General features: G+C 71.2%; 20 protein-coding genes. 16 read left to right on the top strand and 4 right to left on the bottom strand.

Translation table 11 applies throughout. The annotated features are described in order from the left end of the window. Positions 1–14: 14 nt before the first annotated feature. From AC3RX1_RS14840 to AC3RX1_RS14850, 3 genes are all read left to right on the top strand, one after another. Positions 15–311 (top strand): DUF503 domain-containing protein, encoded by a 297-nt coding sequence (locus AC3RX1_RS14840; protein ID WP_491502033.1) that lies wholly within the window; start codon positions 15–17, stop codon positions 309–311. A gap of 528 nt (positions 312–839) precedes the next feature. Then, complete coding sequence (locus tag AC3RX1_RS14845; protein WP_491502034.1) at positions 840–1,193, top strand: DUF2695 domain-containing protein; 354 nt, start codon at positions 840–842, stop codon at positions 1,191–1,193. 179 nt (positions 1,194–1,372) lie between these two features. Next, positions 1,373–2,443, top strand: a complete 1,071-nt coding sequence (locus AC3RX1_RS14850; protein ID WP_491502096.1) for a TM2 domain-containing protein — start codon at positions 1,373–1,375, stop codon at positions 2,441–2,443. A 67-nt stretch (positions 2,444–2,510) separates the two neighbouring features. Here the strand turns inward: AC3RX1_RS14850 and AC3RX1_RS14855 are convergent, their stop codons facing one another. Next, positions 2,511–3,191: an SDR family NAD(P)-dependent oxidoreductase gene (locus AC3RX1_RS14855; protein ID WP_491502035.1), complete on the bottom strand. Its 681-nt coding sequence runs from the start codon at positions 3,189–3,191 to the stop codon at positions 2,511–2,513. Between the two features lie 86 nt (positions 3,192–3,277). Here AC3RX1_RS14855 and AC3RX1_RS14860 point away from each other — a divergent pair, with 86 nt between their 5' ends. The 9 genes from AC3RX1_RS14860 (at position 3,278) to AC3RX1_RS14900 (ending at position 12,477) form a co-directional block, all read left to right on the top strand. After that, positions 3,278–4,579: a M18 family aminopeptidase gene (locus AC3RX1_RS14860; protein WP_491502036.1), complete on the top strand. Its 1,302-nt coding sequence runs from the start codon at positions 3,278–3,280 to the stop codon at positions 4,577–4,579. Between the two features lie 48 nt (positions 4,580–4,627). After that, positions 4,628–5,074 (top strand): type II toxin-antitoxin system Phd/YefM family antitoxin, encoded by a 447-nt coding sequence (locus AC3RX1_RS14865; RefSeq protein ID WP_491502037.1) that lies wholly within the window; start codon positions 4,628–4,630, stop codon positions 5,072–5,074. Continuing rightward, the gene (locus tag AC3RX1_RS14870; RefSeq protein ID WP_491502038.1) at positions 5,071–5,406 is read left to right on the top strand and encodes a HepT-like ribonuclease domain-containing protein; all 336 of its coding nucleotides are present in this window, start codon (positions 5,071–5,073) and stop codon (positions 5,404–5,406) included. The genes AC3RX1_RS14865 and AC3RX1_RS14870 overlap by 4 nt, the downstream gene beginning before the upstream one ends. Before the next feature lie 48 nt (positions 5,407–5,454). Beyond that, positions 5,455–5,988 carry a bifunctional nuclease family protein gene (locus AC3RX1_RS14875; RefSeq protein WP_498239551.1) on the top strand — a complete coding sequence of 178 codons (534 nt, stop codon included), beginning with the start codon at positions 5,455–5,457 and terminating at the stop codon, positions 5,986–5,988. 390 nt (positions 5,989–6,378) lie between these two features. After that, positions 6,379–7,743 (top strand): FAD-binding oxidoreductase, encoded by a 1,365-nt coding sequence (locus tag AC3RX1_RS14880; RefSeq protein WP_491502040.1) that lies wholly within the window; start codon positions 6,379–6,381, stop codon positions 7,741–7,743. 114 nt (positions 7,744–7,857) lie between these two features. After that, the gene (locus AC3RX1_RS14885) at positions 7,858–9,048 is read left to right on the top strand and encodes an ROK family transcriptional regulator (RefSeq protein WP_491502041.1); all 1,191 of its coding nucleotides are present in this window, start codon (positions 7,858–7,860) and stop codon (positions 9,046–9,048) included. Positions 9,049–9,222: 174 nt separating this feature from the next. Further along, positions 9,223–10,335 (top strand): sugar ABC transporter substrate-binding protein, encoded by a 1,113-nt coding sequence (locus AC3RX1_RS14890; RefSeq protein WP_491502042.1) that lies wholly within the window; start codon positions 9,223–9,225, stop codon positions 10,333–10,335. Positions 10,336–10,402: 67 nt separating this feature from the next. Then, entirely contained in the window at positions 10,403–11,215 is an 813-nt protein-coding gene (locus AC3RX1_RS14895) for an ATP-binding cassette domain-containing protein (protein WP_491502043.1), read from the top strand. After that, positions 11,212–12,477: a sugar ABC transporter permease gene (locus tag AC3RX1_RS14900; RefSeq protein ID WP_491502044.1), complete on the top strand. Its 1,266-nt coding sequence runs from the start codon at positions 11,212–11,214 to the stop codon at positions 12,475–12,477. Before AC3RX1_RS14895 ends, AC3RX1_RS14900 begins: the two co-directional genes overlap by 4 nt. Before the next feature lie 184 nt (positions 12,478–12,661). Here AC3RX1_RS14900 and AC3RX1_RS14905 read toward each other — a convergent pair whose 3' ends face one another. Then, complete coding sequence (locus AC3RX1_RS14905; protein ID WP_491502045.1) at positions 12,662–13,825, bottom strand: ROK family transcriptional regulator; 1,164 nt, start codon at positions 13,823–13,825, stop codon at positions 12,662–12,664. A 143-nt stretch (positions 13,826–13,968) separates the two neighbouring features. On the opposite strand from AC3RX1_RS14905, the gene xylA reads away from it, so the two are divergent. Beyond that, positions 13,969–15,156, top strand: a complete 1,188-nt coding sequence (gene xylA / locus AC3RX1_RS14910; protein ID WP_491502046.1) for a xylose isomerase — start codon at positions 13,969–13,971, stop codon at positions 15,154–15,156. A 124-nt stretch (positions 15,157–15,280) separates the two neighbouring features. Then, positions 15,281–16,663, top strand: a complete 1,383-nt coding sequence (locus AC3RX1_RS14915; protein WP_491502047.1) for an FGGY family carbohydrate kinase — start codon at positions 15,281–15,283, stop codon at positions 16,661–16,663. 24 nt (positions 16,664–16,687) lie between these two features. Here the strand turns inward: AC3RX1_RS14915 and AC3RX1_RS14920 are convergent, their stop codons facing one another. Both AC3RX1_RS14920 and AC3RX1_RS14925 read right to left on the bottom strand, forming a co-directional pair. Next, positions 16,688–18,091 (bottom strand): alpha/beta hydrolase family protein, encoded by a 1,404-nt coding sequence (locus AC3RX1_RS14920; RefSeq protein WP_491502048.1) that lies wholly within the window; start codon positions 18,089–18,091, stop codon positions 16,688–16,690. Positions 18,092–18,177: 86 nt separating this feature from the next. Then, positions 18,178–18,450 (bottom strand): hypothetical protein, encoded by a 273-nt coding sequence (locus tag AC3RX1_RS14925; protein WP_491502049.1) that lies wholly within the window; start codon positions 18,448–18,450, stop codon positions 18,178–18,180. 126 nt (positions 18,451–18,576) lie between these two features. Here AC3RX1_RS14925 and AC3RX1_RS14930 point away from each other — a divergent pair, with 126 nt between their 5' ends. Together AC3RX1_RS14930 and purB are read left to right on the top strand one after the other, a co-directional pair. Further along, the gene (locus AC3RX1_RS14930; protein WP_491502050.1) at positions 18,577–19,080 is read left to right on the top strand and encodes a low molecular weight protein-tyrosine-phosphatase; all 504 of its coding nucleotides are present in this window, start codon (positions 18,577–18,579) and stop codon (positions 19,078–19,080) included. 31 nt (positions 19,081–19,111) lie between these two features. Continuing rightward, positions 19,112–20,488 (top strand): adenylosuccinate lyase, encoded by a 1,377-nt coding sequence (gene purB, locus AC3RX1_RS14935; protein ID WP_491502051.1) that lies wholly within the window; start codon positions 19,112–19,114, stop codon positions 20,486–20,488. The last annotated feature ends 199 nt before the right edge of the window (positions 20,489–20,687 follow it).

The following is a 20,687-nucleotide window of genomic DNA, read 5'->3' on the forward strand; positions in this document are numbered from 1 at the left end:
CCATACTCGCCCGCATGTGGATCGGCTGGATCGAGTTCGACCTGCTGCTCGGTGACGTCCAGTCGCTCAAGCAGAAGCGCAGCATCCTTCGTCCTCTTCTCGCCGATCTGAGTCGGCGGACCGAGGCGGCGACCGCCGAGGTCGGGTATCAGGATCTGCACCGACGCGCCCAGGTCGGGGTCGCGGTCGTCGGGTCGGATGCGTCGCACGTGCGCGACGTCCTCGACCGCGCCGAGCGGCACGTCGCGGAGGAGTACCCGGAGCTGACGCTGCTCTCAACGCGTCGCGGGCTCCGCTCGAGCGCCGACTGACCGCGCTCGGCGGCGGTTCACCTGCGGGACGACGGCGCGAGGACGCGACGGCGCAACGACGCGACGACGACGGCGGCACAGCGGCAGGACGGCGCGACGACGGGACGACGACGCGAGGACGGAGGTCACGTCTCAGTGCCCTGGCCACTCCTCGAGATCCTCCAGGTCGAATGCTGTAGCACGCTGCTGATGCCACACGATTTCACCGAGGGCTACAGTTTCCCGCTCATGCGCCAGGAAAAACGTGGCGCATCAGCGGGAAACTGCCGCCCCGGCGTCCGGCCCAGCGCCACTCAGCGCCCCGGCGGCGGCCCGGCGGTTCGCCTGAGGGACGACGGCGCGACGGCGCCCGGCTGCGGCGCCGGCGGTTCACGGCCCCGCGCGCCTCCCCAGGAGCGGTGAACGTCGACTTCCGGCCCGATTCTCCACGGAGTGCCCCTGAGCGCTGATCCGGACCCCGCAGCGTGCGTATCGTCCCCGGTAAGCCAGCGCCGTCCTGCGCGCTGAACGACCGGACGGGAGCGCGCCGTGACACGCGACGAGATCATCACCGAGGCCGAAGGCCTCCTGCAACAGCTCGCTGCCTCGATCACCGAGCCACAGGAGCGGGAGTGCCTCGCGTGCTACCTCGACCGGGTGCTGCGCGAAGTCCGCTGCGACGGCACCCACGCGCTCGCACGCCGATACCGCGACGCGAAGGCACCACGGGCGACGGCGCTGCTGCGACGCCTGAGCCAGGGAGGCAGCTGCTGCGACTGCGAGGTGCTCTACAACGTGTACTGGTCGAAGAGCGACACCGTGCGACCGTGCCGCGGGGTGCGCCCCGGTTCGACCCAGCCGTGCGAGCTGTGGTTCCGACACCGGCGTCGATACCGGTGGTAGGGCGGCCTTGGCGATGCGGCCCTCTCGCGCTCGGGGATGTGGGGCGGTCCGGCACGACGGTGACGGTCCGCGCGACAAGCACGAGCGCGGCCACCGGGCGTCGAGAAGCGACCGGCCCCCGCGCCGCCGGCCGAGCCTAGACTGTCCTGCATCCGACACCCAACGAGGGGGTAGACGTGATGAGCAGCTTTCCGCAGGATTGGGCACCGCCGCGCGTCTCACCGCGGCCGAGCGACCGGTACGCGGTCTCCCTCAGACTGCCGGGGACGTTCCACGCGATGCCGTTGCGCAGCCATCCGGAGCTGGCGAGCATCACGCCGCCGCCTCGGAACGCGGAGGGCGGCAAGAGCTACGTCGCCACGCTCCTCCTCGCCTATCTGTTCGGCATGCTGGGCGCCGACCGGTTCTACCTCGGCAAGTTCGGGACCGGCCTCCTGAAGCTCGTGACCTTCGGTGGCTACGGCGTCTGGTGGCTGGTCGATGTCGCCGTCACCCTGTTCGGCGGTCAGCGCGACTCCCGCGGCCGCCGCCTCGCCGGGTACGCCAAGCACAAGCGCGCGGTATGGCTCATCGCCGGGGTGATCGCCGCGGTCTTCGTCGTGATCGACATCGCCGTCCTGCAGGCGCTCTCCGCCGCCGGTGCGGGAGGCCTCGCGGCATTCGGCGCTGTCCTCCTGGTCATGGCCGGCCTGGTCGGCGCAGGCAGCCTCGCCTTCTCGGCCAGTCGCCGGCGCTTCGACGACCGGGCAGAGCAGGCCCGGCAGGACGCCGAGCCGGTTCCGCCCCGCGTGAGCGACCGGATCCGCCAGCTCAACGAGCTGGGGCGGCTCTACGCCGCTCGCGGCCGGAGAGGAGACCGCACCGCCGCGGGCGTGGCGCGCGACATCGGATCGCTCGCCACCAACGCGGAGGCCCTGTTCCAGCGCCTGTGGGTCAAGGGCGAGCCGATGCAGCGCGGCGTGGCCGCGAGCGAGTACGACATCAAACTCGGCAAGCTCGCCGCGGCGCTCGGCCGCGACCATCTGCTCGACGTGCTCGTCAATCCGCACCTGTGGGAGGACCCCGCACAGCGGGTGAGCGAAGTGCAGCGCGCCGTCGCGGCCGTCGACGCCGAGCTCGTCGCGAACATCCGCAAGGTCAACGCCCACCGGGCGATGGTGTTTCAGGTCGTCCTCGACGGCATGCTCGGGTCGAACCAGGCGATGGAGGACTGGCAGCGCGAGTTCGACAAGGCGTCCGGCGCGGCCTGACCCCGCCGCGGTCCCGTGGCAGACAGCAACGGACCGGCTGGCGAGACGGCCGGTCCGGCGCCGGGACCTAAAGCCCGGTCGCACCCCGCACGCGATGGCCCACGGCGATGCTCTCGCCCGAGATCGACGCGGTGCGCGGCGACAGCAGGAACGCCGTGACGTCGGCGACCTGCCCCGGCGTGCACTGGCCCGAGCGGCCGAGTGGGATGTCGGATGACGGCTCCTCGACGACGATCCCCGGGTTGACGGCATTCACCGTGACCCCGGTTCCCGCCGCCTGATCGGCGAGGTTCTTCGCCACGATCACCAGTGCCGCGTTGCGCACGGAGCCGGTGATGTTCCCCGTCTGGAACGCGTTCTGGCCGCTGATCCCGACGACACGCCCGAAACCGGCATCCGTCATCGCCGGCATCACCGCGTTCGCCACGCGCAGGAACGCCATTGCCTTGCCGTCGATCGCCTGGATCGCCTGCTCCGGGTCGGAGTTGCGCTCGGGGTCGAGCGTGCGCGCGCTCGGCGCCGCGGCGACGACCAGCCCGTCGATGCGGCCGTGCTCGGCGAGCACGCGCTCGACGCCGTCGCGGACCGACGCGTCGTCGCCGGCATCCATCACGATGCCCTCGGTGGCGTGGCGGGATGCGGCGACCGCCGCTGCTCCCTCGGAACGCAGTCGATCCACGATGGCGGTGCCCAGCAGGCCGGTCCCGCCGACGACGAGGATGACGCGGTCGTACAGTTCGAGATCCATACCGGCGACGATAGCGCGCGGGCGAGGCCGGAAGCCCGCCCGCGTACGATCGAAACACCGCATCCGCCGACCGGAAAGGCCGAACCGTGCCCGAATCCGCCGCCACCACCCCCTCCGCGCAGGCGCTCGCCCACGCCGAGGACCTCGCCGACTTCGTCGCCGCATCGCCGTCGAGCTTCCACGCCGCCGCCGAGGTTGCGCGCCGGCTCGAGGCATCCGGATTCACGCGCCTCGACGAGGCGGATGAGTGGCCCGCGCCGGCCGGCGGACGCTTCCTGGTTGTCCGCGACGGCGCCGTGATCGCGTGGATCGTGCCGGCGAGCGCCGACGCGACGACGGGCGTGCACATCTTCGGCGCGCACAGCGACTCCCCGGCGTTCAAGCTCAAGCCGCAGCCGACGACGAGCAGCCGGGGATGGCTGCAGGCCGGCGTCGAGGTCTACGGCGGGCCGCTGCTGAACTCCTGGCTCGACCGCGAGCTGACCCTCGCCGGGCGGCTCGTGCTCGACGACGGCACCGTCGCCCTCGCCTCCACAGGGCCGCTGCTGCGCCTGCCGCAGCTCGCGATCCACCTCGACCGCGGCGTGAACAACGACGGCCTCACGCTCAACAAGCAGACCCAGACGCAGCCGGTCTGGGGCCTCGGCGAAGCGGAGTCGGCCGACATCCTCGGTGAGCTCGCCCGCGCGGCCGACGTCGACGCATCCCGCATCCGCGGGTACGACGTCGTCACCGCCGACACGGCGCACGGAAGGGTCTTCGGCAAGGACGACGCGTTCTTCGCCGCCGGTCGTCTCGACGACCTCGCCTCGGTGCACGCCGGCGTCGCAGCGCTCGCGCGCATCGACGAGCCCGGTGGCCGCATTCCGATGCTCGCCGTGTTCGACCACGAGGAGGTCGGGTCGGCCACACGCTCCGGCGCGGCGGGGCCGTTCCTCGCCGAGGTCCTCGAGCGCGTGTGGCTGGGCCTGGGCGCCGATCGCGAGCAGCAGCTGCGCGCCCTGGCCGCATCGTGGTGCGTCTCGAGCGACGTCGGCCACTCGGTCCATCCGAACTACGCCGAGAAGCACGACCCGGTCGTGCAGCCGCGGCTCGGCTCCGGACCGATCCTCAAGATCAACGCGAACCAGCGGTATGCGACGGATGCGTCGGGCGCCGCCGCGTGGAACGGCTGGTGCGAGCGGGCCGGCGTGCACAGCCAGGAGTTCGTGTCGAACAACGCCGTGCCGTGCGGCTCGACGATCGGGCCGATCACCGCGACCCGGCTCGGCATCCGCACCGTCGACGTCGGCATCCCCATCCTGTCGATGCACTCGGCGCGCGAGCTCGCCGGGGTGACCGACCTGCACGACCTGAGCCGCGTCGCCGAGGTGTTCTTCCGCGCGTGATTTCCCCTCATTTATGTGCAAAAATATGTACATCTTTGGGGAGGATCGATGGACGTCACTCCGGTGGCCGAGGCGAGAGCCGGACTGTCAAAGACTCTGAAGCGCTTTCGCGCGTCGTCGGACGCTGAGCCTGTCGTGATCGGTTCCCATCGGCGCCCCGAAGCCGTCCTCCTTCCCTTCAGCCGATACCACGAACGGCAGGCAGTGCCCGATCTCGCCCGCATCCGTTCCCTTGCTCCGCTCATCACTCGGCTGGCGCACGCCGCACACCTGCACGACGTCCGGGTGTACGGTTCGGTCGCCCGCGGGGATCAGACGGCGGCCAGCGACCTCGATCTTCTCGTCGCGCCCGACCCCGAGGCCACGCTGTTCGATATCGCACAGTTCGAGATGGACATGGAGATGCTGCTCGGTGTCCCGACATCCGCCGTGTCCACCACGTCTCTTGACGCTAACCGCGACGCTGAGGTGCTCGCCGAGGCGGTGGAGCTGTGAGGACGGACGATCGCATTCCGCACTGGCTCGATGATCTCGATGCCGTTCTGTCGCAGGCGGCGGCGCTCGTCGCTCGCGGCGAGGGCGCCTACCGCACCGACCCGGCTCTGCCCCTCGCCTTCGAAGCGCTGTGCACCCGAGTGGGAGAGCTGGCGAAGCGCCTGCGGGACACGGATCGTGAGCGATTCGCCGACCCAATCTGGGGTCAGGCCGCACGCAACAGAGACTTCGTCGTGCATCACTACGACAGAATCGACCTCGACGTGCTCTGGAAGACCGTGACCACCGCGTTCCCTCTGCTGCACGAGCTGGTGACCGATACGCGAATCTGACCGCCGGGCGCGAGCGGCCTGCCCACGGCAGCCTTCACCGTGCGTACCATGGCGAGACGAGCACCGGGAGGGAACATGGTCGAGGTACGGGTCGCCGGAGTGGCCCTCGACACATCCGGCCAGCACGTGATCCTGCTGCAGCCGATCGAGCCCGTGCCCGGCGAGCGCAAGATCCTGCCGATCTGGATCGGCGCGATGGAGGCCACGGCGATCATGGTCGCGGTGGAGGGCGCCGAGACGCCGCGTCCGCTCACCCACGACCTGCTCCGCACGATGCTCGAGACCCTCGAAGCGACGGTCGAGCGCGTCGAGATCACGCGCATCGACGACGGCACGTTCTACGCCGAGATCACGGTGAGCGCAGGCGGCATGGTGCACCGCATCGATTCACGACCATCGGATGCGGTGGCCCTCGCATCTCGCACGTCGGCCGCGATCTTCGTGGCCGATGAGGTGCTCGCCGAGGCCGGCGTCGACGACGTGATCGGCGAGGCGGACGAGTCCACCGCCGAGGCGGAGGCGGATGTCGAGGAGTTCTCGAAGTTCCTCGACGAGGTCGACCCCGACGACTTCAAGGAGTGAGCGACCGGGCGGATCGCGGATCGAGCGGTGAGGCATCGTTCGGCCAGCCCGGTCGCTGATCAAGCGGTGGCGCGCTGCGGAGTCGGACGGGGCGCTGCTCGCGCGGTGGCGCCGCGTGGTCGCCCGGGTCACTGATCGAGCGGCGCGGCCGGCGCCACCAGGTCGCTGAGCGAGCGAGCCAGCGTGCCAGGTCGCTGAGCGAGCGGCGCAGCCGCGAGTCGAAGCGCCCGATCCGATCTTCCGCCGTGTCGGAGCCCCGCGGCATGATGCCTGCAGGGATGTGATCGGGCGTGTATCGAGACGGCGTTCTGCCGCCTCTGCGCAGGAGTGCGACACGCACCGCCGCCTCGCACCGCGACCAGCGGCGTCCCTCGACCGGAACGGACCACCATGACCCTTCTCACCGACGACGCAGCCGAGCGGCTGCGCCAGGCTCTCGGCGCCCGCATCGTCCTCCCCGGCGACGCCGCCTACGACGCGGCGCGCATGCCGTGGAACATCGCCGTCGATCAGCGGCCCTTCGCGGTCGCCCTTCCCGAGACCGAGGAGGAGGTCGTCGCGATCGTGCGCGCGGCCGCCGCATCCGGACTCCGCGTCGCACCCCAGTCGACGGGGCACGGCGCGGGCGCCATGGCGACGGCCGACCTCTCGCAGACGGTGCTGGTATCGCTGCGCGGAATGCGCGGCGTCACCGTCGACGCCGACGAGCGCACCGCCACCGTCCGCGGCGGCACCCAGTGGCACGACGTGCTCGACGCGACCACGCAGTCCGGGCTCACCGCTCTGCACGGCAGCGCCGGCGATGTCTCGGTCGCCGGCTACTCTCTCAGCGGCGGCGTCTCGTTCTACGGGCGTCAGCACGGCCTCGCCGTGAACGCGGTCCGCTCAGTGCGAATCGTCACGGCCGATGGCGAGATCGTGACGGCCTCGGCCGACGAGAACGCCGACCTGTTCTGGGCCGTGCGCGGCGGCTCCGGCGCGTTCGGCGTCGTCGTCTCGCTCGAGATCGACCTGCTCCCGTACGCCGATGTGTTCGCCGGCCTCATGCTGTGGGACGGCGCCCGGGCCGCCGAGATCGTGAACGCGTGGACGGGCTGGACCGCGACGGTCCCCGAGAGCGTCTCGACGTCGCTGCGCATCCTGCACCTTCCCCAGCTGCCGACCCTTCCGCCGTTCCTCGCCGGTCGTTCGGTCGTCGCGATCGACGGGGCGATCCTCGAGACGGATGGCGTGGCCGCCGAGCTGCTCGCGCCGCTGCGCGCCCTCGAGCCCGAGATGGACACGTTCGCGCGCATCCCGGCCGGTGCTCTCGTCGAGGTGCACATGGATCCGCCGGAACCCTCGCCGTCGGTGAACTCGCACGTGATGCTCGACCACCTCGACGAGGACGCCGTCGCCGCGCTCGTGCGCGCGGCGTTCGAGGCTCGGCCGATGATGAGCGAGCTGCGTCACACCGGCGGGGCGTTCGCCCGACCGGGCGCGAGCGGCGGAGCGATCAGCGCCGTCCAGGGCGAGTACCTCCTCGCGGCGATGTCGATCGTGCCGGCGCCCGAGGCCATGCCCGGCGCCCGGGCCGCGGCCCGCGCCGTCACCGATGCAGTGGCGCCCTGGCACGGACCGGACGTGGCACTCACGTTCCTGGAGACCGACAGTGTGGGACCGCGGGCGTTCGGCACGGCGGCGGAACGGCTCGCCGCGCTCAAGCAGCGCTTCGACCCGCAGGACGTCTTCGTCGCCGCTCACCCGGTGACCTGAGGCGCGTCGCCGCCGGTGTCGGACCGGACCGGCGCCGGCGAGCGGACCGGGTCCTCGCCGGTGTCGGAGCAGACCCGCACCGGCGAGCGGCCCGGGTGCCGCTAAGGTGTGCTCGTGGCAACCCAACGGCGGACTCCCGGCTCGCAGACTTCACTGCGTGAAGCCAATCGTTCGCGCATCGTCGCCGCGATCAAGAAGCACGGCGGGCTCACGCAGGTCGAACTCGCGGGCGTCACGGGCCTGTCGCCCGCGAGCGTGTCGAACATCGTCCGCGAGCTCGCCGGCGCCGGTGTCCTCCGCACCACACCGAGCACGCGGAGCGGTCGGCGTGCGAGCCTTGTCAGCTTCGCCCGTGCGGTCGGACTGGTCGCCGGGATCCACGTCTCCACCCGGCACCTGCGCATCATCGTCGCCGACGTGAACGGGACGGTGCTCAGCGAGAACCACATGCCGCTGGCGCGCGATCACCGCGCCGACAACGAGCTCGACCGCGCCACCCTGCTCCTCGCCGACATGCTCGGAACCCTCGAATCGGGCATCGACGAACTGCTCGGCGTCGGCCTGGCCGTTTCGGCCCCGATCGAGCGCGACACGGGCCGCGTGGCGGGCCGCGGCATCCTGCGCGGATGGACCGGCGTGAACATCACCGACGTCATGCACCGCCGGCTGCGCCGCCCCGTCTTCCTCGACAACGCCTCGAACCTCTCCGCCCTCGCCGAGGCCCGTCTCGGCGCAGCGCGCGGCCGGCAGAACGTCATCTTCATCGACGTGGGCGACGGGATCGGCTCGGGCCTGCTCCTCGGCGGGCGACTGCTGCGCGGGCACAACGGCACGGCCGGTGAGCTCGGCCACACGGTCATCCTGGAGGACGGTCCGCTGTGCCGGTGCGGCAACCGCGGCTGTCTCGAGGCGATCGCCGGCGGCCCCGCGATCCTCGAACGTCTGGAGCGCGACGCCGGCCCTCTGAAGCTCAGCGACATCGTGGTGCGGGCGATGGGCGGCGACGCCGGGTGCATCCGCGCCCTTGCCGACGCCGGCCGCCACATCGGGCTCGCGACGGGCAATCTGTGCAACCTGTTCGATCCCGAGCGCATCGTGGTCGGGGGCGACCTCGCCCGTGCCGGGGAACTGCTGCTCGGCCCGATCCGCCTGGCAATGGAGCACACCGTGCTCGTCGCGCCGTCGCAGGCCCCCGACGTCGTGCAGGGCCAGCTCGGCGTGAGCGCCGCCGCGATGGGTGCCGCCGTCCACGCGATCGACGAAGCGAACGTCAACGCGGCGAACGTCGAGCCCGCGGCCGGCTGACGCATCCGGCCTCGGGCCACGCGGGAGCATGAAACCATCCGTCTCCGATGCGCGGCAGGCTGACGCATCCGTCACCGTTGCCGGACCGTTGTGTTCAAGTCTTGACGCCAACGCGCGACACTGCCATGCTCAGGGAGTCGCCACCGTGGACGGCACAGCAACGGAGGTTTTTCGATGAAGATCACCACCAAGAGGGCGCTCGTCGCGACGACGGCGCTGCTCCTGTCGATGGGCATGCTCTCGGCGTGCTCGAACGGCGCACAGACCGGAGGCGACAAGGCCCCGGGCGGCGCTGACGCCGCCAACGCCAAGATCGGGCTGCTGCTCCCCGACAACGTCACCGAGCGCTACGCGAGCGCCGACAAGCCGTATTTCGAAGAGAAGGTCAAGGACCTCTGCGCCGGCTGCGAGGTGCTGTACGCGAACGCCGATGGCGACGCGGCCAAGCAGCAGCAGCAGGCCGAGTCGATGCTCACCCAGGGCGTCAAGGTGCTCGTCCTCGATCCGTTCGACGGCAAGGCCGCCGCCGCGATCGTCAACCAGGCGAAGGCGAAGAACATCCCCGTCGTCTCGTACGACCGCCTCGTCAACAGCCCCGACGTGTCGTACTACGTCTCGTTCGACAACGAGAAGGTCGGTCAGCTCCAGGCGCAGGCTCTCGTCGACCAGATGAAGAAACTCAACCTCCCCGCCGACGCAGGCATCCTCATGGTCAACGGCTCGCCCACCGACCCGAACGCCGCGCAGTTCAAGAAGGGCGCGCACAGCGTCATCGACTCGTCGGGCCTCACCGTGCTCGCCGAGTACGACACCCCCGGATGGGAGCCGCCGAAGGCCCAGGACTGGGTCGCCGGCCAGGTGACGAAGTTCGGCGACAAGATCAAGGGCGTCTACGACGCCAACGACGACACCGCCGGCGGCGCGATCGCGGCGCTGAAGGCCGGCGGCATCACGCCGCTGCCCCCGGTCACCGGTCAGGACGCGGCGCTCTCCGGCATCCAGCGCATCCTCGCCGGCGACCAGTACATGACCGTGTACAAGGCGTTCAAGCCCGAGGCCTACCAGGCCGCCGAGCTGGCAGTGGCGCTGACGAAGGGTGAGAAGCCGAAGGCGGATGCGTCGGCCGACACCGCCGACGGCGCGTCGATCCCGTCGTTCCTGCTGACGCCGGTCGCGGTGACCGTCGACAACATCAAGGACACGGTGGTCAAGGACGGGCTCTACACGGTAGACCAGATCTGCACGAGCGCCTACAAGGACGCCTGCACCAAGAACGGTCTCGAGTAGCATCCGACGCCGCGTGCCGGCCGGGGCGACCCGGCCGGCACGCGCACACCCGAACGAAGGAGACGCCGTGACCCTGGCATCCGAACTCGACGAGCAGCACACCCCCACCCGAGAACCGGTGCTCTCGATCCGCAACATCTCGAAGGGCTTCGGCGCCGTGCGGGCCCTCACCGACGTCGATCTCGACGTCTACGCGGGCGAGGTCGTCGCCCTCGTCGGCGACAACGGCGCCGGCAAGTCGACGCTCGTGAAGATCCTGGCCGGCGTGCACGCCGCCGACCACGGCACGATCACATTCAACGGCGCATCCGTCTCGATCCCGTCGCCGACCGCGTCGCGCGAGCTCGGCATCGCGACGGTCTTCCAGGACCTCGCACTCTGCGACAACCTCGACGTCGTCGCCAACCTCTTCCTCGGCCGGGAGCTCGGCGGCCTCACGATGGACGAGGAGGGGATGGAGCAGCGCGCCTGGGACCTGCTGCGGCAGCTGTCGGCCAAGATCCCCTCGGTGCGGATCGCCGTCGCGTCGCTCTCCGGCGGCCAGCGGCAGACTGTGGCGATCGCCCGGTCGCTCATCGGCGAGCCGCAGATCGTGATCCTCGACGAGCCGACCGCCGCGCTCGGCGTCGCCCAGACCGCCGAAGTGCTCAACCTCATCGAGCGGCTGCGCGAGCGCGGACTGGGCGTCATCCTGATCAGCCACAACATGGCCGACGTGCAGGCCGTCGCCGACCGCGTCGTGGTGCTGCGCCTGGGCCGCAACAACGGCGTGTTCCGCACCGCCGATGTGAGCTACGAAGACATCGTCGCCGCGATCACCGGCGCCACCGACAATCCCGCCGGCACCCGCGGCGCAGCGATCGAGAAGGACGCAGAATGAGCGAGCAGCAGACGAAGGACAACTCCGCGCCCACCACCGTCGCCGCCGACCTGCAGGACGAGCGGCTCATGCGCAGGGAAGGCCTGCGCGGGGCGTTCGGCGCGTTCGGCACCCGCGTCCGCACCGGCGACCTCGGGTCGCTGCCGATCTTCATCGGGCTGATCATCATCTGGATCGTCTTCCAGATCCTCAACCCGAACTTCCTCTCCGCCGACAACCTCGTGAACCTCACGCTGCAGTGCGCCGCGACCGGCACGATCGCGCTGGGCGTCGTCGTCGTGCTGCTGGTCGCGCAGATCGACCTGTCGGTCGGTTCGCTCAGCGGTCTCGCCTCGGCCCTCCTCGGCGTCTCGTTCGTGAGCTGGCAGTGGCCGATCTGGCTGTCGATCGTGCTCGCGATCGCGATCGGCGCGGCGATCGGCTTCGTCTACGGCTTCCTGTTCACGCGGTTCGGCGTGCCGACGTTCGTCGTCACGCTCGCGGGCCTGATGGCGTTCCTCGGGGTGCAGCTGTGGGTGCTCGGACCCACCGGGACGATCAATCTGCCGTACTCGTCGTGGATCGTGCAGTTCGCGACATCCTGGTTCCTGCCGCCCTGGCTCGCCTACACGTTCGCGGGGCTCGCCGTTCTGGGCATCGTCGTCAACGACGTCGCCCGGATGCGTCGCCGCGCGCAGTCGGGACTGTCGACCGGTCCGATCTCGCTCATCGTGATCAAGGCGGTGGTGATCGCGATCGTCGCGGCCGCCGCGATCGCGTACCTCGCCACGGACCGCGGCGTCGGCGTGATGTTCCTCGTGTTCATCGTGCTCGTCGCGATCATGGCATCGCTGCTGACGCGCACGCGGTGGGGTCGGTGGATCTACGCCGTCGGCGGCAACGAGGAGGCAGCACGCCGTGCGGGTATCAACGTGAAGGCGATCTACATCTCGGCGCTCATGGTCGGCACGGTGCTCGCCACGGTCGGCGGGCTCATGGCGGCGGGGCGCCTGACGGCGGCGAGCATCTCGAGCGGCGGCGGCACCACGAACCTCGTCGCGATCGCGGCGGCCGTCATCGGCGGGACGAGCCTGTTCGGCGGTCGCGGCTCGGCGTGGTCGGCGCTGCTCGGCATCTTCGTGATCCAGTCGATCGCGAGCGGCCTCACGCTGCTGAGCCTGGAGTCGTACGTCCAGTTCATGGTGACCGGCGTGGTGCTGCTGCTCGCCGTGATCATCGACTCGCTCTCGCGCCGTTCGCGTGCCAGCCACGGCGCGGCCTGACGCCGCACGTCGCCCCGGTGCCTGTCCGCCGGGATCGGTACGGCGAGATCGTACGATTCCGGCGAAACCACATGATCCTGGGCGCCGTTTGATGTGCACTCGGCGGCATCGTACGATCTCGCCACAGCGAGTCGGGTTCGACGATCGTGAGGCGAGGGTGGCGACGGGTTGAGTGCTGCGCGCGTCAGCGGATGACCGCGGTGGGGTCGCGCAGCAGGTCGGCGAACGCCGCCTCGGCCGCCCCGATGAGCAGCCGGTCGTCGGCGAGGGTGGCCAGACGGATGTCGAGGCCCTCGCCCGAGCTCGGCATCGACTGCGCCCGCACGTCGGCGATGAGTCCGGGCAGGTCGGGCCGGCCGAGCATCGCGAGAAAGCCGCCGAGCACCACGACCGCGGGATTGAGAGCGTTCACGGCGTTCGCCAGAGCGGTGGTGAGGATGCGGCGCTGCCGCGCGACCTCCTCGGATACGTCGGCGTCGACCGCCGCCGACAGCGCCTCGGCGAGCGCCGCGTCGTCGGCCGCGTGCAGTCGGACGACGTCCAGCAGCCTCCGCCGGCTCACCTCGTCCTCGAGAACGCCATCCGGACTGCGGCGGTCGCCCTCGCGCGCGACCGCCGGACGGCTCTGCCCGAACTCCCCCGCGTAGCCGCCCGCCCCCGCGAGCGGCACGCCGCCGACGATGATCCCGCCGCCGATGCCGCTGGCCCCGCCGTTCACGTACACCACGTCGTCGACGCCACGTGCCGCACCGAAGAGATGCTCGGCCACCGCGCCCATGTTCGCGTCGTTGCCGACGACGGCGGGCAGACCGGTCGCGTCGGCGACGAGCGGCTGCAGCGCAGCATCCGTCCACCCCAGGTGCGGAGCGCTCCGCACCAGTCCGTCGGATCGCACCGGCCCCGGCACCGCGACGCCGGCCCCGATGACGCGCGCGTGCCGCAGCGGGCCGCTCCGCCACGCCCGGATCTGCTCGGCGATGAGCGTCGCGGTCTCCTCCGGCGTGAGGAGCGTGTCGCGCTCGAGGCGGACCCGGGCACGGATGCTGCGGTCGAGGCCGACGACCGCGAGGGTGAGCGCGTCGACCTCGGGATTCGCCGCGATCGCGACGGGAGCCTCGGCGACGGCGACCACGGGCGAGGGCCGGCCCACGCGGCCGCGGCCGTCGGGTTCCTGCTCGCGCACCAGCCCGGCGTCGGCAAGAGCCGTCACGAGGTCGCCGACCGTCGAGCGGTTGAGACCGGTGCGGGCGGTGAGCGTCGCACGCGAGAGCGGGCCGTCGAGATGCACGAGCCGCAGCACCTGGGCGAGGTTCGCCTCGCGGACTCCGGCCGGTCTCGCACTCTGCACGCGACAACTGTACGGGTTTGTAGTCGAAGCCGACAAAAAGTGGACACGGCGGCCCACACGCTATAGGTTGTCGTCAGCAACATTTAGCCGAGGCGCCCGCCTGGACGCCGCATCCGCGCCACTTAGCGCCGCGAAGGAGCGTCATGGTCACCCCGACCCCCGCCGACAAATTCACGTTCGGCCTCTGGACGATCGGCTATAACGGCACCGATCCCTTCGGCGGACCGACCCGTCCGGCCCTCGACGTCGTACACGCCGTCGAGAAGCTCGCCGAGCTCGGCGCGTACGGGCTCACGTTCCACGACGACGACCTGTTCGCCTTCGGTTCGACGGATGCCGAGCGGCAGACGCAGATCGATCGATTGAAGCAGGCCCTCGCCGACACCGGCCTGGTCGTGCCGATGGTCACCACCAACCTGTTCAGCCCCCCGGTGTTCAAGGACGGCGGGTTCACGTCGAACGACCGCGCGGTGCGCCGCTACGCCCTGCGCAAGGTGCTGCGGCAGATCGACCTCGGCGCCGAGCTCGGCGCGACGACGCTCGTGATGTGGGGCGGTCGCGAGGGCGCCGAGTACGACGCGGCGAAGGACATCCGCTCGGCGCTCGAGCGCTACCGCGAGGGCGTCAACCTGCTGTCGCAGTACGTGATCGACAAGGGCTACGACATGCGCTTCGCGATCGAGCCGAAGCCGAACGAGCCGCGCGGCGACATCCTGCTGCCGACCGTCGGGCACGCGCTCGCGTTCATCGGCTCGCTCGAGCACCCGGAGATGGTCGGTCTGAACCCGGAGGTCGGGCACGAGCAGATGGCGGGGCTGAACTTCGCCGCCGGCATCGCGCAGGCGCTGTACCACGGCAAGCTCTTCCACATCGACCTCAACGGTCAGCGCGGCATCAAGTACGACCAGGACCTCGTGTTCGGCCACGGTGACCTGCACAATGCGTTCGCGCTCGTCGACCTGCTCGAGAACGGCGGCCCGGACGGCGGCCGCGCGTACGACGGCCCGCGCCACTTCGACTACAAGCCGAGCCGCACCGAGGACGAGACCGGCGTCTGGGAGTCGGCGGCCGCCAATATGCGCACGTACCTCCTGCTGAAGGAGCGCGCCGCAGCGTTCCGCGCCGACACGGAGGTGCAGGAGGCGCTGGCCGCCGCGCGGGTGCCCGAGCTGGCCGAGCCGACACTCGGCGACGGCGAGGGCTATGCCGAGCTGCTGGCCGACCGCTCGGCTTGGGAGGACTTCGACGCCGACGCGTACTTCGGCGGTCGCGGCTTCGGCTTCGTCCGGCTGCAGCAGCTGGCGACCGAGCACCTGCTCGGCGCCCGCTGACGCGCGTCGACCCCGTCGCACCCCCACACCCGCGAGAATGCATCTGCCGGACGAGAAGCAGGGGGAACACCCGCACTCTCGTCCGTCAGATGCACTCTCACCGACCGTCTGACGAGAGGATGCCATGGCGCTCGTGATGGGAGTCGACTCGTCGACGCAGTCGTGCAAGGTCGTGGTGACGGATGCCGCCACCGGACGTGTGGTCCGGGAGGGGCGCACGGCGCACCCGGCCGGCACCGAGGTGGACCCCGAGGCGTGGTGGCTCGCGCTGCAGAGCGCGATCGCCGCCGCCGGAGGGATGGATGACGTCGAGGCGTGGGCGATCGCCGGCCAGCAGCACGGGATGGTCGCGCTCGACGAGCGCGGTCGGGTCGTCCGCCCGGCGCTGCTGTGGAACGACACGCGGTCGGCCGGCGCGGCAGCCGACCTGATCGCCCAGTTCGGCGTCGAGGCGCTCGCCGCGCGCACGGGCGTCGTTCCGGTGGCGTCGTTCACGATCACGAAGCTGCGGTGGCTGCGCGACGCCGAGCCCGGGAACGCCGCGCGGGTCGCGGCGGTGGCCCTGCCGCACGATTGGCTCACGTGGCGCCTGCGGGGGTTCGGCCCCGAGAATCCGGCGCTCGACGAGCTGGTCACCGACCGGTCCGATGCCTCGGGCACCGGCTACTGGGGCGCCGACGGCTACGACCGCGAGCTGCTCACCGCCGCGCTCGGACACGACGCGGTGCTGCCCCGGGTGCTCGGTCCTGACGAGTGGGTGACGGATGCGGCGGCGGCAGGAAACGCCGGCATGGCGACGGGTCAGCCGGGCGACGCGCGTCAGGCGGGTGCGGCCGTGCGTGGGGTGGGCGCCGCCACGCGCCGGGGCACTCCTGCACGTCGCGTGGGCGCGGGGGCCGGCGACAACGCCGCCGCGGCCCTCGGGCTGCGTGCCGCCCCGGGCGACGTCGTGGTGTCGATCGGCACGAGCGGCACGGTGTTCGCCGTGAGCGCGGATCGGGTCATCGATCCGAGCGGCACGGTGGCGGGGTTCGCCGCGGCCGACGGCAACTGGCTACCGCTGGTCGCGACCCTCAACGCGTCGCGGGTGCTCGAGGTGGTACGCGGCCTGCTCGACGTCGACCACGCGCAGCTCAGCGCTCTGGCTCTGGCCGCCGAGGCCGGTGCCGGCGGCCTTCGGCTCGAGCCGTACTTCGAGGGCGAGCGGACGCCGAATCTGCCCGACGCGACGGCGACACTGTCGGGCATGACACTCGCGTCGACGACGCGGGAGAACCTCGCCCGGGCGGCGGTCGAGGGGATGCTCGGCGGCCTCGCGGTCGGCATGCAGACACTGCGCGAGCTCGGAGTGCCGCTGCGGCGCGCGCTGCTGATCGGCGGCGGCGCCCAGTCGGAGGCGGTCCAGCACATCGCACCCGAGGTGCTCGGAATGCCGGTCGACGTGCCGGCCCCTGCCGAGTACGTCGCACTCGGCGCCGCTCGCCAGGCGGCGGGCACGCTCGCGTAAGGCTGCCAGCGGTCCCGCGGAACATCACCCCACAGATTTCGTGGCCGCCGGCGTCCGGGTGCGAGCCCGGTCGCCGTCGGGGGCGGCGCGCTGCGCGTCGTACTGGACCGACGTGACCGATGTCGCTCCGCGCAGCTCCCCGAGGCGGGACCGCAGGTGCGCCGTCCGCGGGTCGGTCGACGCGTCGACCAGCCGTGCCGTCGCGACGTAGGCGACGAGATGATGCGGCGCCAGCCGCACGTCGTCCATGCGCGGCACCGGATCGCCGACGCGCTCGACCACCAGGCTCCCCTCCGCGCCGACTCGGCCCGTCGAGCCGCCGGCCGCGAGCGACTGCACGACGTCGTCGGTCTGCCGCAGCTGCACGCTCAGCGTCTCTTCGCCCACTGCCGCTTCCGTCGGCGAACCGGCCGTCACGAGCATCTTCACGTCGTACCCGCCCTGCATCGCGAGCCAGTCCGCGATCATGCCGCCCTGCGAGTGCCCGAACAGGTAGATGCCGGCCCCGTCGGGGACTCCCGCGTCGCGCATCGCCTGGACCACGGCTTCGTAGGCCGACGCATCCATCCCCTGGTACAGCTGGAGATTCGAGGTCATGTCCCACGGGTCATCGCCGCCGACCGAGAAGTCGCGCGTGCCGGCCAGATAAACCGCGTACCGCCTCGTGCCGTCGGGCATCGTGTACGTCTCGATCCGCACGCGGGCGTCGTCGCCCGGGATCCGGGACAGCGCATCGCCCAGACCCTCGGGCGGCGCCGAGACGCCGACAGCGCCCACCTGTGCGACGCGCACCGGTTCGGGCTCACCGCGCAGTCGTGACCCCTGTTCGATCGTGCCGTGGCCGAGCTCGCGCAGTAGCGCCTGCAGGTTCTGGCCCAGCAGCGGCAGGACGAGAAACGCCGTATCGACCCACATCGCGAATCCCGGCAGCAGCACATGGGCGCCGGCTGCGATCGTCGCCGCCGCGCCCAGGTTCGCGACGGAGACCACCCCCGCGCTCACCTCGAGGTCACGCCCGAACTCCGCCCCGTCGGCGCGCTGCGCCGCCTCCGGATGCCTGGCCTCGGCGATCATCGTCGCGGCGGCGAGGCCGATCCCGGCGCCGATTCCCAGCACCATCGCCCGGCGTGCGCGCAAGTCGACGATCTCGTACGTGTCGGCCAGGTCACCCAGTTCGCCGGCCGTGGTCTCGGCCTCGTCGGCGAGCGCCGCCGCGACCGCCGCCGAGTGCCGGAGCAGGTCGGGAATGGCGCCGCTGCTCAGCGCGACGACCCCGCGTCCGGCGAAGACCTCGCCCTGCGCGCGCAGCGTCACCGCGCAGCCGTCGAGATCCTGCCGCAGCGACCGGTAGCGGGATGCCGCAGCCCGCAGCGACCCGGTGTCGACGGCGACCACCCCGCCCTCCCGGATGTCGATGTCGTCTCCCACATTGGTCCTCTCGTCCGTTCGACGCATCCGCTCCCTCGCGGACTCGCCCTACCGCCCGACCCACCCGTCCGACGCATCCGCCCGCCTCACCCGCCGGCCGCCAGCGCGGCGTACGCCCCCGCGCGCAGCGTGCGCACCCTCCCCTCCTCGTCGGCGAGCCGTGCGACCAGGGCGCCCACGCCGTCGTCCCACGCCGCAGCCTTCTGCTGGTACGCCCGCACCGCCTTGGCCTGCCACTGGGTGTCGCGCGTGATCGCGGCCGCGGCATCCCGCACCCGGTGGAGGCGGTCCTGCACGTCGCGCAGCGCGGCGATCACGGCGTCAAGTTCCTGGAGATCGGCCGGTGTGACGGTGCCCATCCCTCCACGGTGCCAGCACCGCCCACGCCGGCTACGACGTGACCGAGGGTCGGTGGACAGATCCACCGCACACGGCCATTGCGCACCGACTGTGCAGAACCCGGCGCTCGGCGCCAGAATGGAGGCATGTCCGCCGCACCCGACCCCTTCCGGGTCGTGTTCGTGTGTACGGGCAATATCTGCCGCTCGCCGATGGCCGAGGTCGTCTTCCGCTGGTTCGCGGACTCGGTGGGGCTCGGCGAACGCGTCGTGTCGACGAGCGCCGGCACCGGGGACTGGCACGTCGGGGAGCGCGCCGACCGCCGGACGATCGCGGCTCTCGCGCGGCACGGCTACGACGCCACCACTCATCGTTCGCGGCAGTTCACGTTCCGCGACTTCGACGACAACGACCTCGTCGTCGCCCTCGACAGCGGGCACGAGCGGGTGCTGCGCGAGTGGGCGCGCGACGAGGACGACGAGGCGAAGATCGCCCGGCTGCTGTCGTTCGACCCGAACGCGCGCGGCACGGGCGATGTGCCCGACCCGTACTACGCCGACCCGGCGATGTTCGATGACGTGCTCGGTATGATCGAGAGCGCGTGCCGGGCGCTCTTCCGGCAACTCGAACCGGCGATCCGCGCCGCCTGACACCCGGCGGCTGCTCACGAACGGGAGCCCCGTGACCACTCTTGCCCCGCAGCCGATCAGCCCGCTCGACGGACGGTACCGGGATGCCGTCGCCGCGCTCGGCGAGCACCTCTCGGAGGCGGGTCTGAACCGCGCCCGCGTCGAGGTCGAGGTCGAGTGGCTCATCATCCTCACCGATCGCGGCCTGTTCGGCACGTCGCCGCTCGTCGAGGACGACAAGGAGCGGCTGCGCGCGCTCTACCGCGACTTCGGTCAGGACGAGATCGACTGGCTCGCCGCGAAGGAAGCCGTCACCCACCACGACGTCAAGGCCGTCGAGTACCTCGTGCGCGACCGCCTCGCCTCTCTCGGCCTCGAGCAGATCGCCGAGCTCACCCACTTCGCCTGCACGAGTGAGGACGTCAACTCCGCCTCGTATGCGCTGACGGTGCAGCGTGCCGTGCATGAGGTGTGGCTGCCGAAGCTGCGGGAGGTCATCGCGACCCTCGACGAGCTCGCTCGCGAGCACGCCGACGCTCCGATGCTGGCACGCACGCACGGGCAGCCGGCGACGCCCACGACGATGGGCAAGGAGCTCGCCGTGTTCGCGTGGCGGCTGCGGCGGATCGCCGACCAGATCGGCGCATCCGAATTCCTGGCGAAGTTCTCCGGTGCGACCGGCACCTGGTCGGCGCACATCGCGGCCGAGCCGAACGTCGACTGGCCCGAGCTCACGCGCACGTTCATCGAGAGCCTCGGCATCGGCTTCAACCCGCTCACGACGCAGATCGAGTCGCACGACTGGCAGGTCGAGCTGTACGACCGCGCGCGGCACGCGGGCGGCATCCTGCACAATCTGGCGACGGATGCGTGGACCTACATCTCGCTCGGATACTTCGCCCAGATCCCGGTGGCGGGAGCGACCGGCTCGTCGACGATGCCGCACAAGATCAACCCCATCCGGTTCGAGAACGCCGAGGCGAACCTCGAGATCTCGGGCGGCCTGTTCCAGACGCTCGCCTCGACGCTCGTGACGTCGCGGCTGCAGCGCGACCTCACCGACTCGACGACCCAGCGCAACATCGGCGTCGCATTCGGCCACTCCCTGCTCGCGCTCGACAACCTCTTGAAGGGGCTGCACGCGATCTCCCTGCGCCGTGAGGTGCTGCTGGCCGATCTCGACGCGAACTGGGAGGTGCTCGCCGAGGCGATCCAGACCGTCGTGCGCGCCGAGATCACGGCGGGCCGCTCGCAGATCACCGACCCGTATGCGCTGCTGAAGGACCTCACGCGCGGGCACCGGGTGGGAGCGGCCGAGCTCGCCGAGTTCGTGCAGGGCCTCGACATCTCGGATGATGCGAAGCAGCGCCTCATCGCTCTGACGCCGGCGACCTACACCGGCCTCGCCCCGCGCCTCGTCGAGGGGTAGCCGCCCCGGCCGCTGAGACACAATTCGCGAGACAAGCGCCGATGGCCTCGGCTTCGCCGCGAATGCCTTGTTTCGTGGAACGTGCTCGGCGGTTGCCCGAGCGCGCCGAGGCCCGGCGCTTCGACTCGTCGCTGCGCTCCTCGCGCAGTGACCTGGCGGAAACGCGCAGGTCCCTGAGCGAGGGCAGCGAGTCGAAGGG

The sequence above is a fragment of the Microbacterium altimontanum genome (genome assembly GCF_058349865.2).

Excerpts from the sequence above, each read along its gene's own strand:
- AC3RX1_RS14855 (WP_491502035.1), bottom strand. The coding sequence starts at position 3,191 with ATGGATCTCGAACTGTACGACCGCGTCATCCTCGTCGTCGGCGGGACC.
- xylA (WP_491502046.1), top strand. The coding sequence starts at position 13,969 with ATGGTCACCCCGACCCCCGCCGACAAATTCACGTTCGGCCTCTGGACG.
- AC3RX1_RS14875 (WP_498239551.1), top strand. The coding sequence starts at position 5,455 with ATGGCGAGACGAGCACCGGGAGGGAACATGGTCGAGGTACGGGTCGCC.
- AC3RX1_RS14915 (WP_491502047.1), top strand. The coding sequence starts at position 15,281 with ATGGCGCTCGTGATGGGAGTCGACTCGTCGACGCAGTCGTGCAAGGTC.
- AC3RX1_RS14850 (WP_491502096.1), top strand. The coding sequence starts at position 1,373 with ATGAGCAGCTTTCCGCAGGATTGGGCACCGCCGCGCGTCTCACCGCGG.
- AC3RX1_RS14930 (WP_491502050.1), top strand. The coding sequence starts at position 18,577 with ATGTCCGCCGCACCCGACCCCTTCCGGGTCGTGTTCGTGTGTACGGGC.
- AC3RX1_RS14890 (WP_491502042.1), top strand. The coding sequence starts at position 9,223 with ATGAAGATCACCACCAAGAGGGCGCTCGTCGCGACGACGGCGCTGCTC.
- AC3RX1_RS14900 (WP_491502044.1), top strand. The coding sequence starts at position 11,212 with ATGAGCGAGCAGCAGACGAAGGACAACTCCGCGCCCACCACCGTCGCC.
- AC3RX1_RS14925 (WP_491502049.1), bottom strand. The coding sequence starts at position 18,450 with ATGGGCACCGTCACACCGGCCGATCTCCAGGAACTTGACGCCGTGATC.
- AC3RX1_RS14865 (WP_491502037.1), top strand. The coding sequence starts at position 4,628 with ATGGACGTCACTCCGGTGGCCGAGGCGAGAGCCGGACTGTCAAAGACT.
- AC3RX1_RS14840 (WP_491502033.1), top strand. The coding sequence starts at position 15 with ATGTGGATCGGCTGGATCGAGTTCGACCTGCTGCTCGGTGACGTCCAG.
- AC3RX1_RS14880 (WP_491502040.1), top strand. The coding sequence starts at position 6,379 with ATGACCCTTCTCACCGACGACGCAGCCGAGCGGCTGCGCCAGGCTCTC.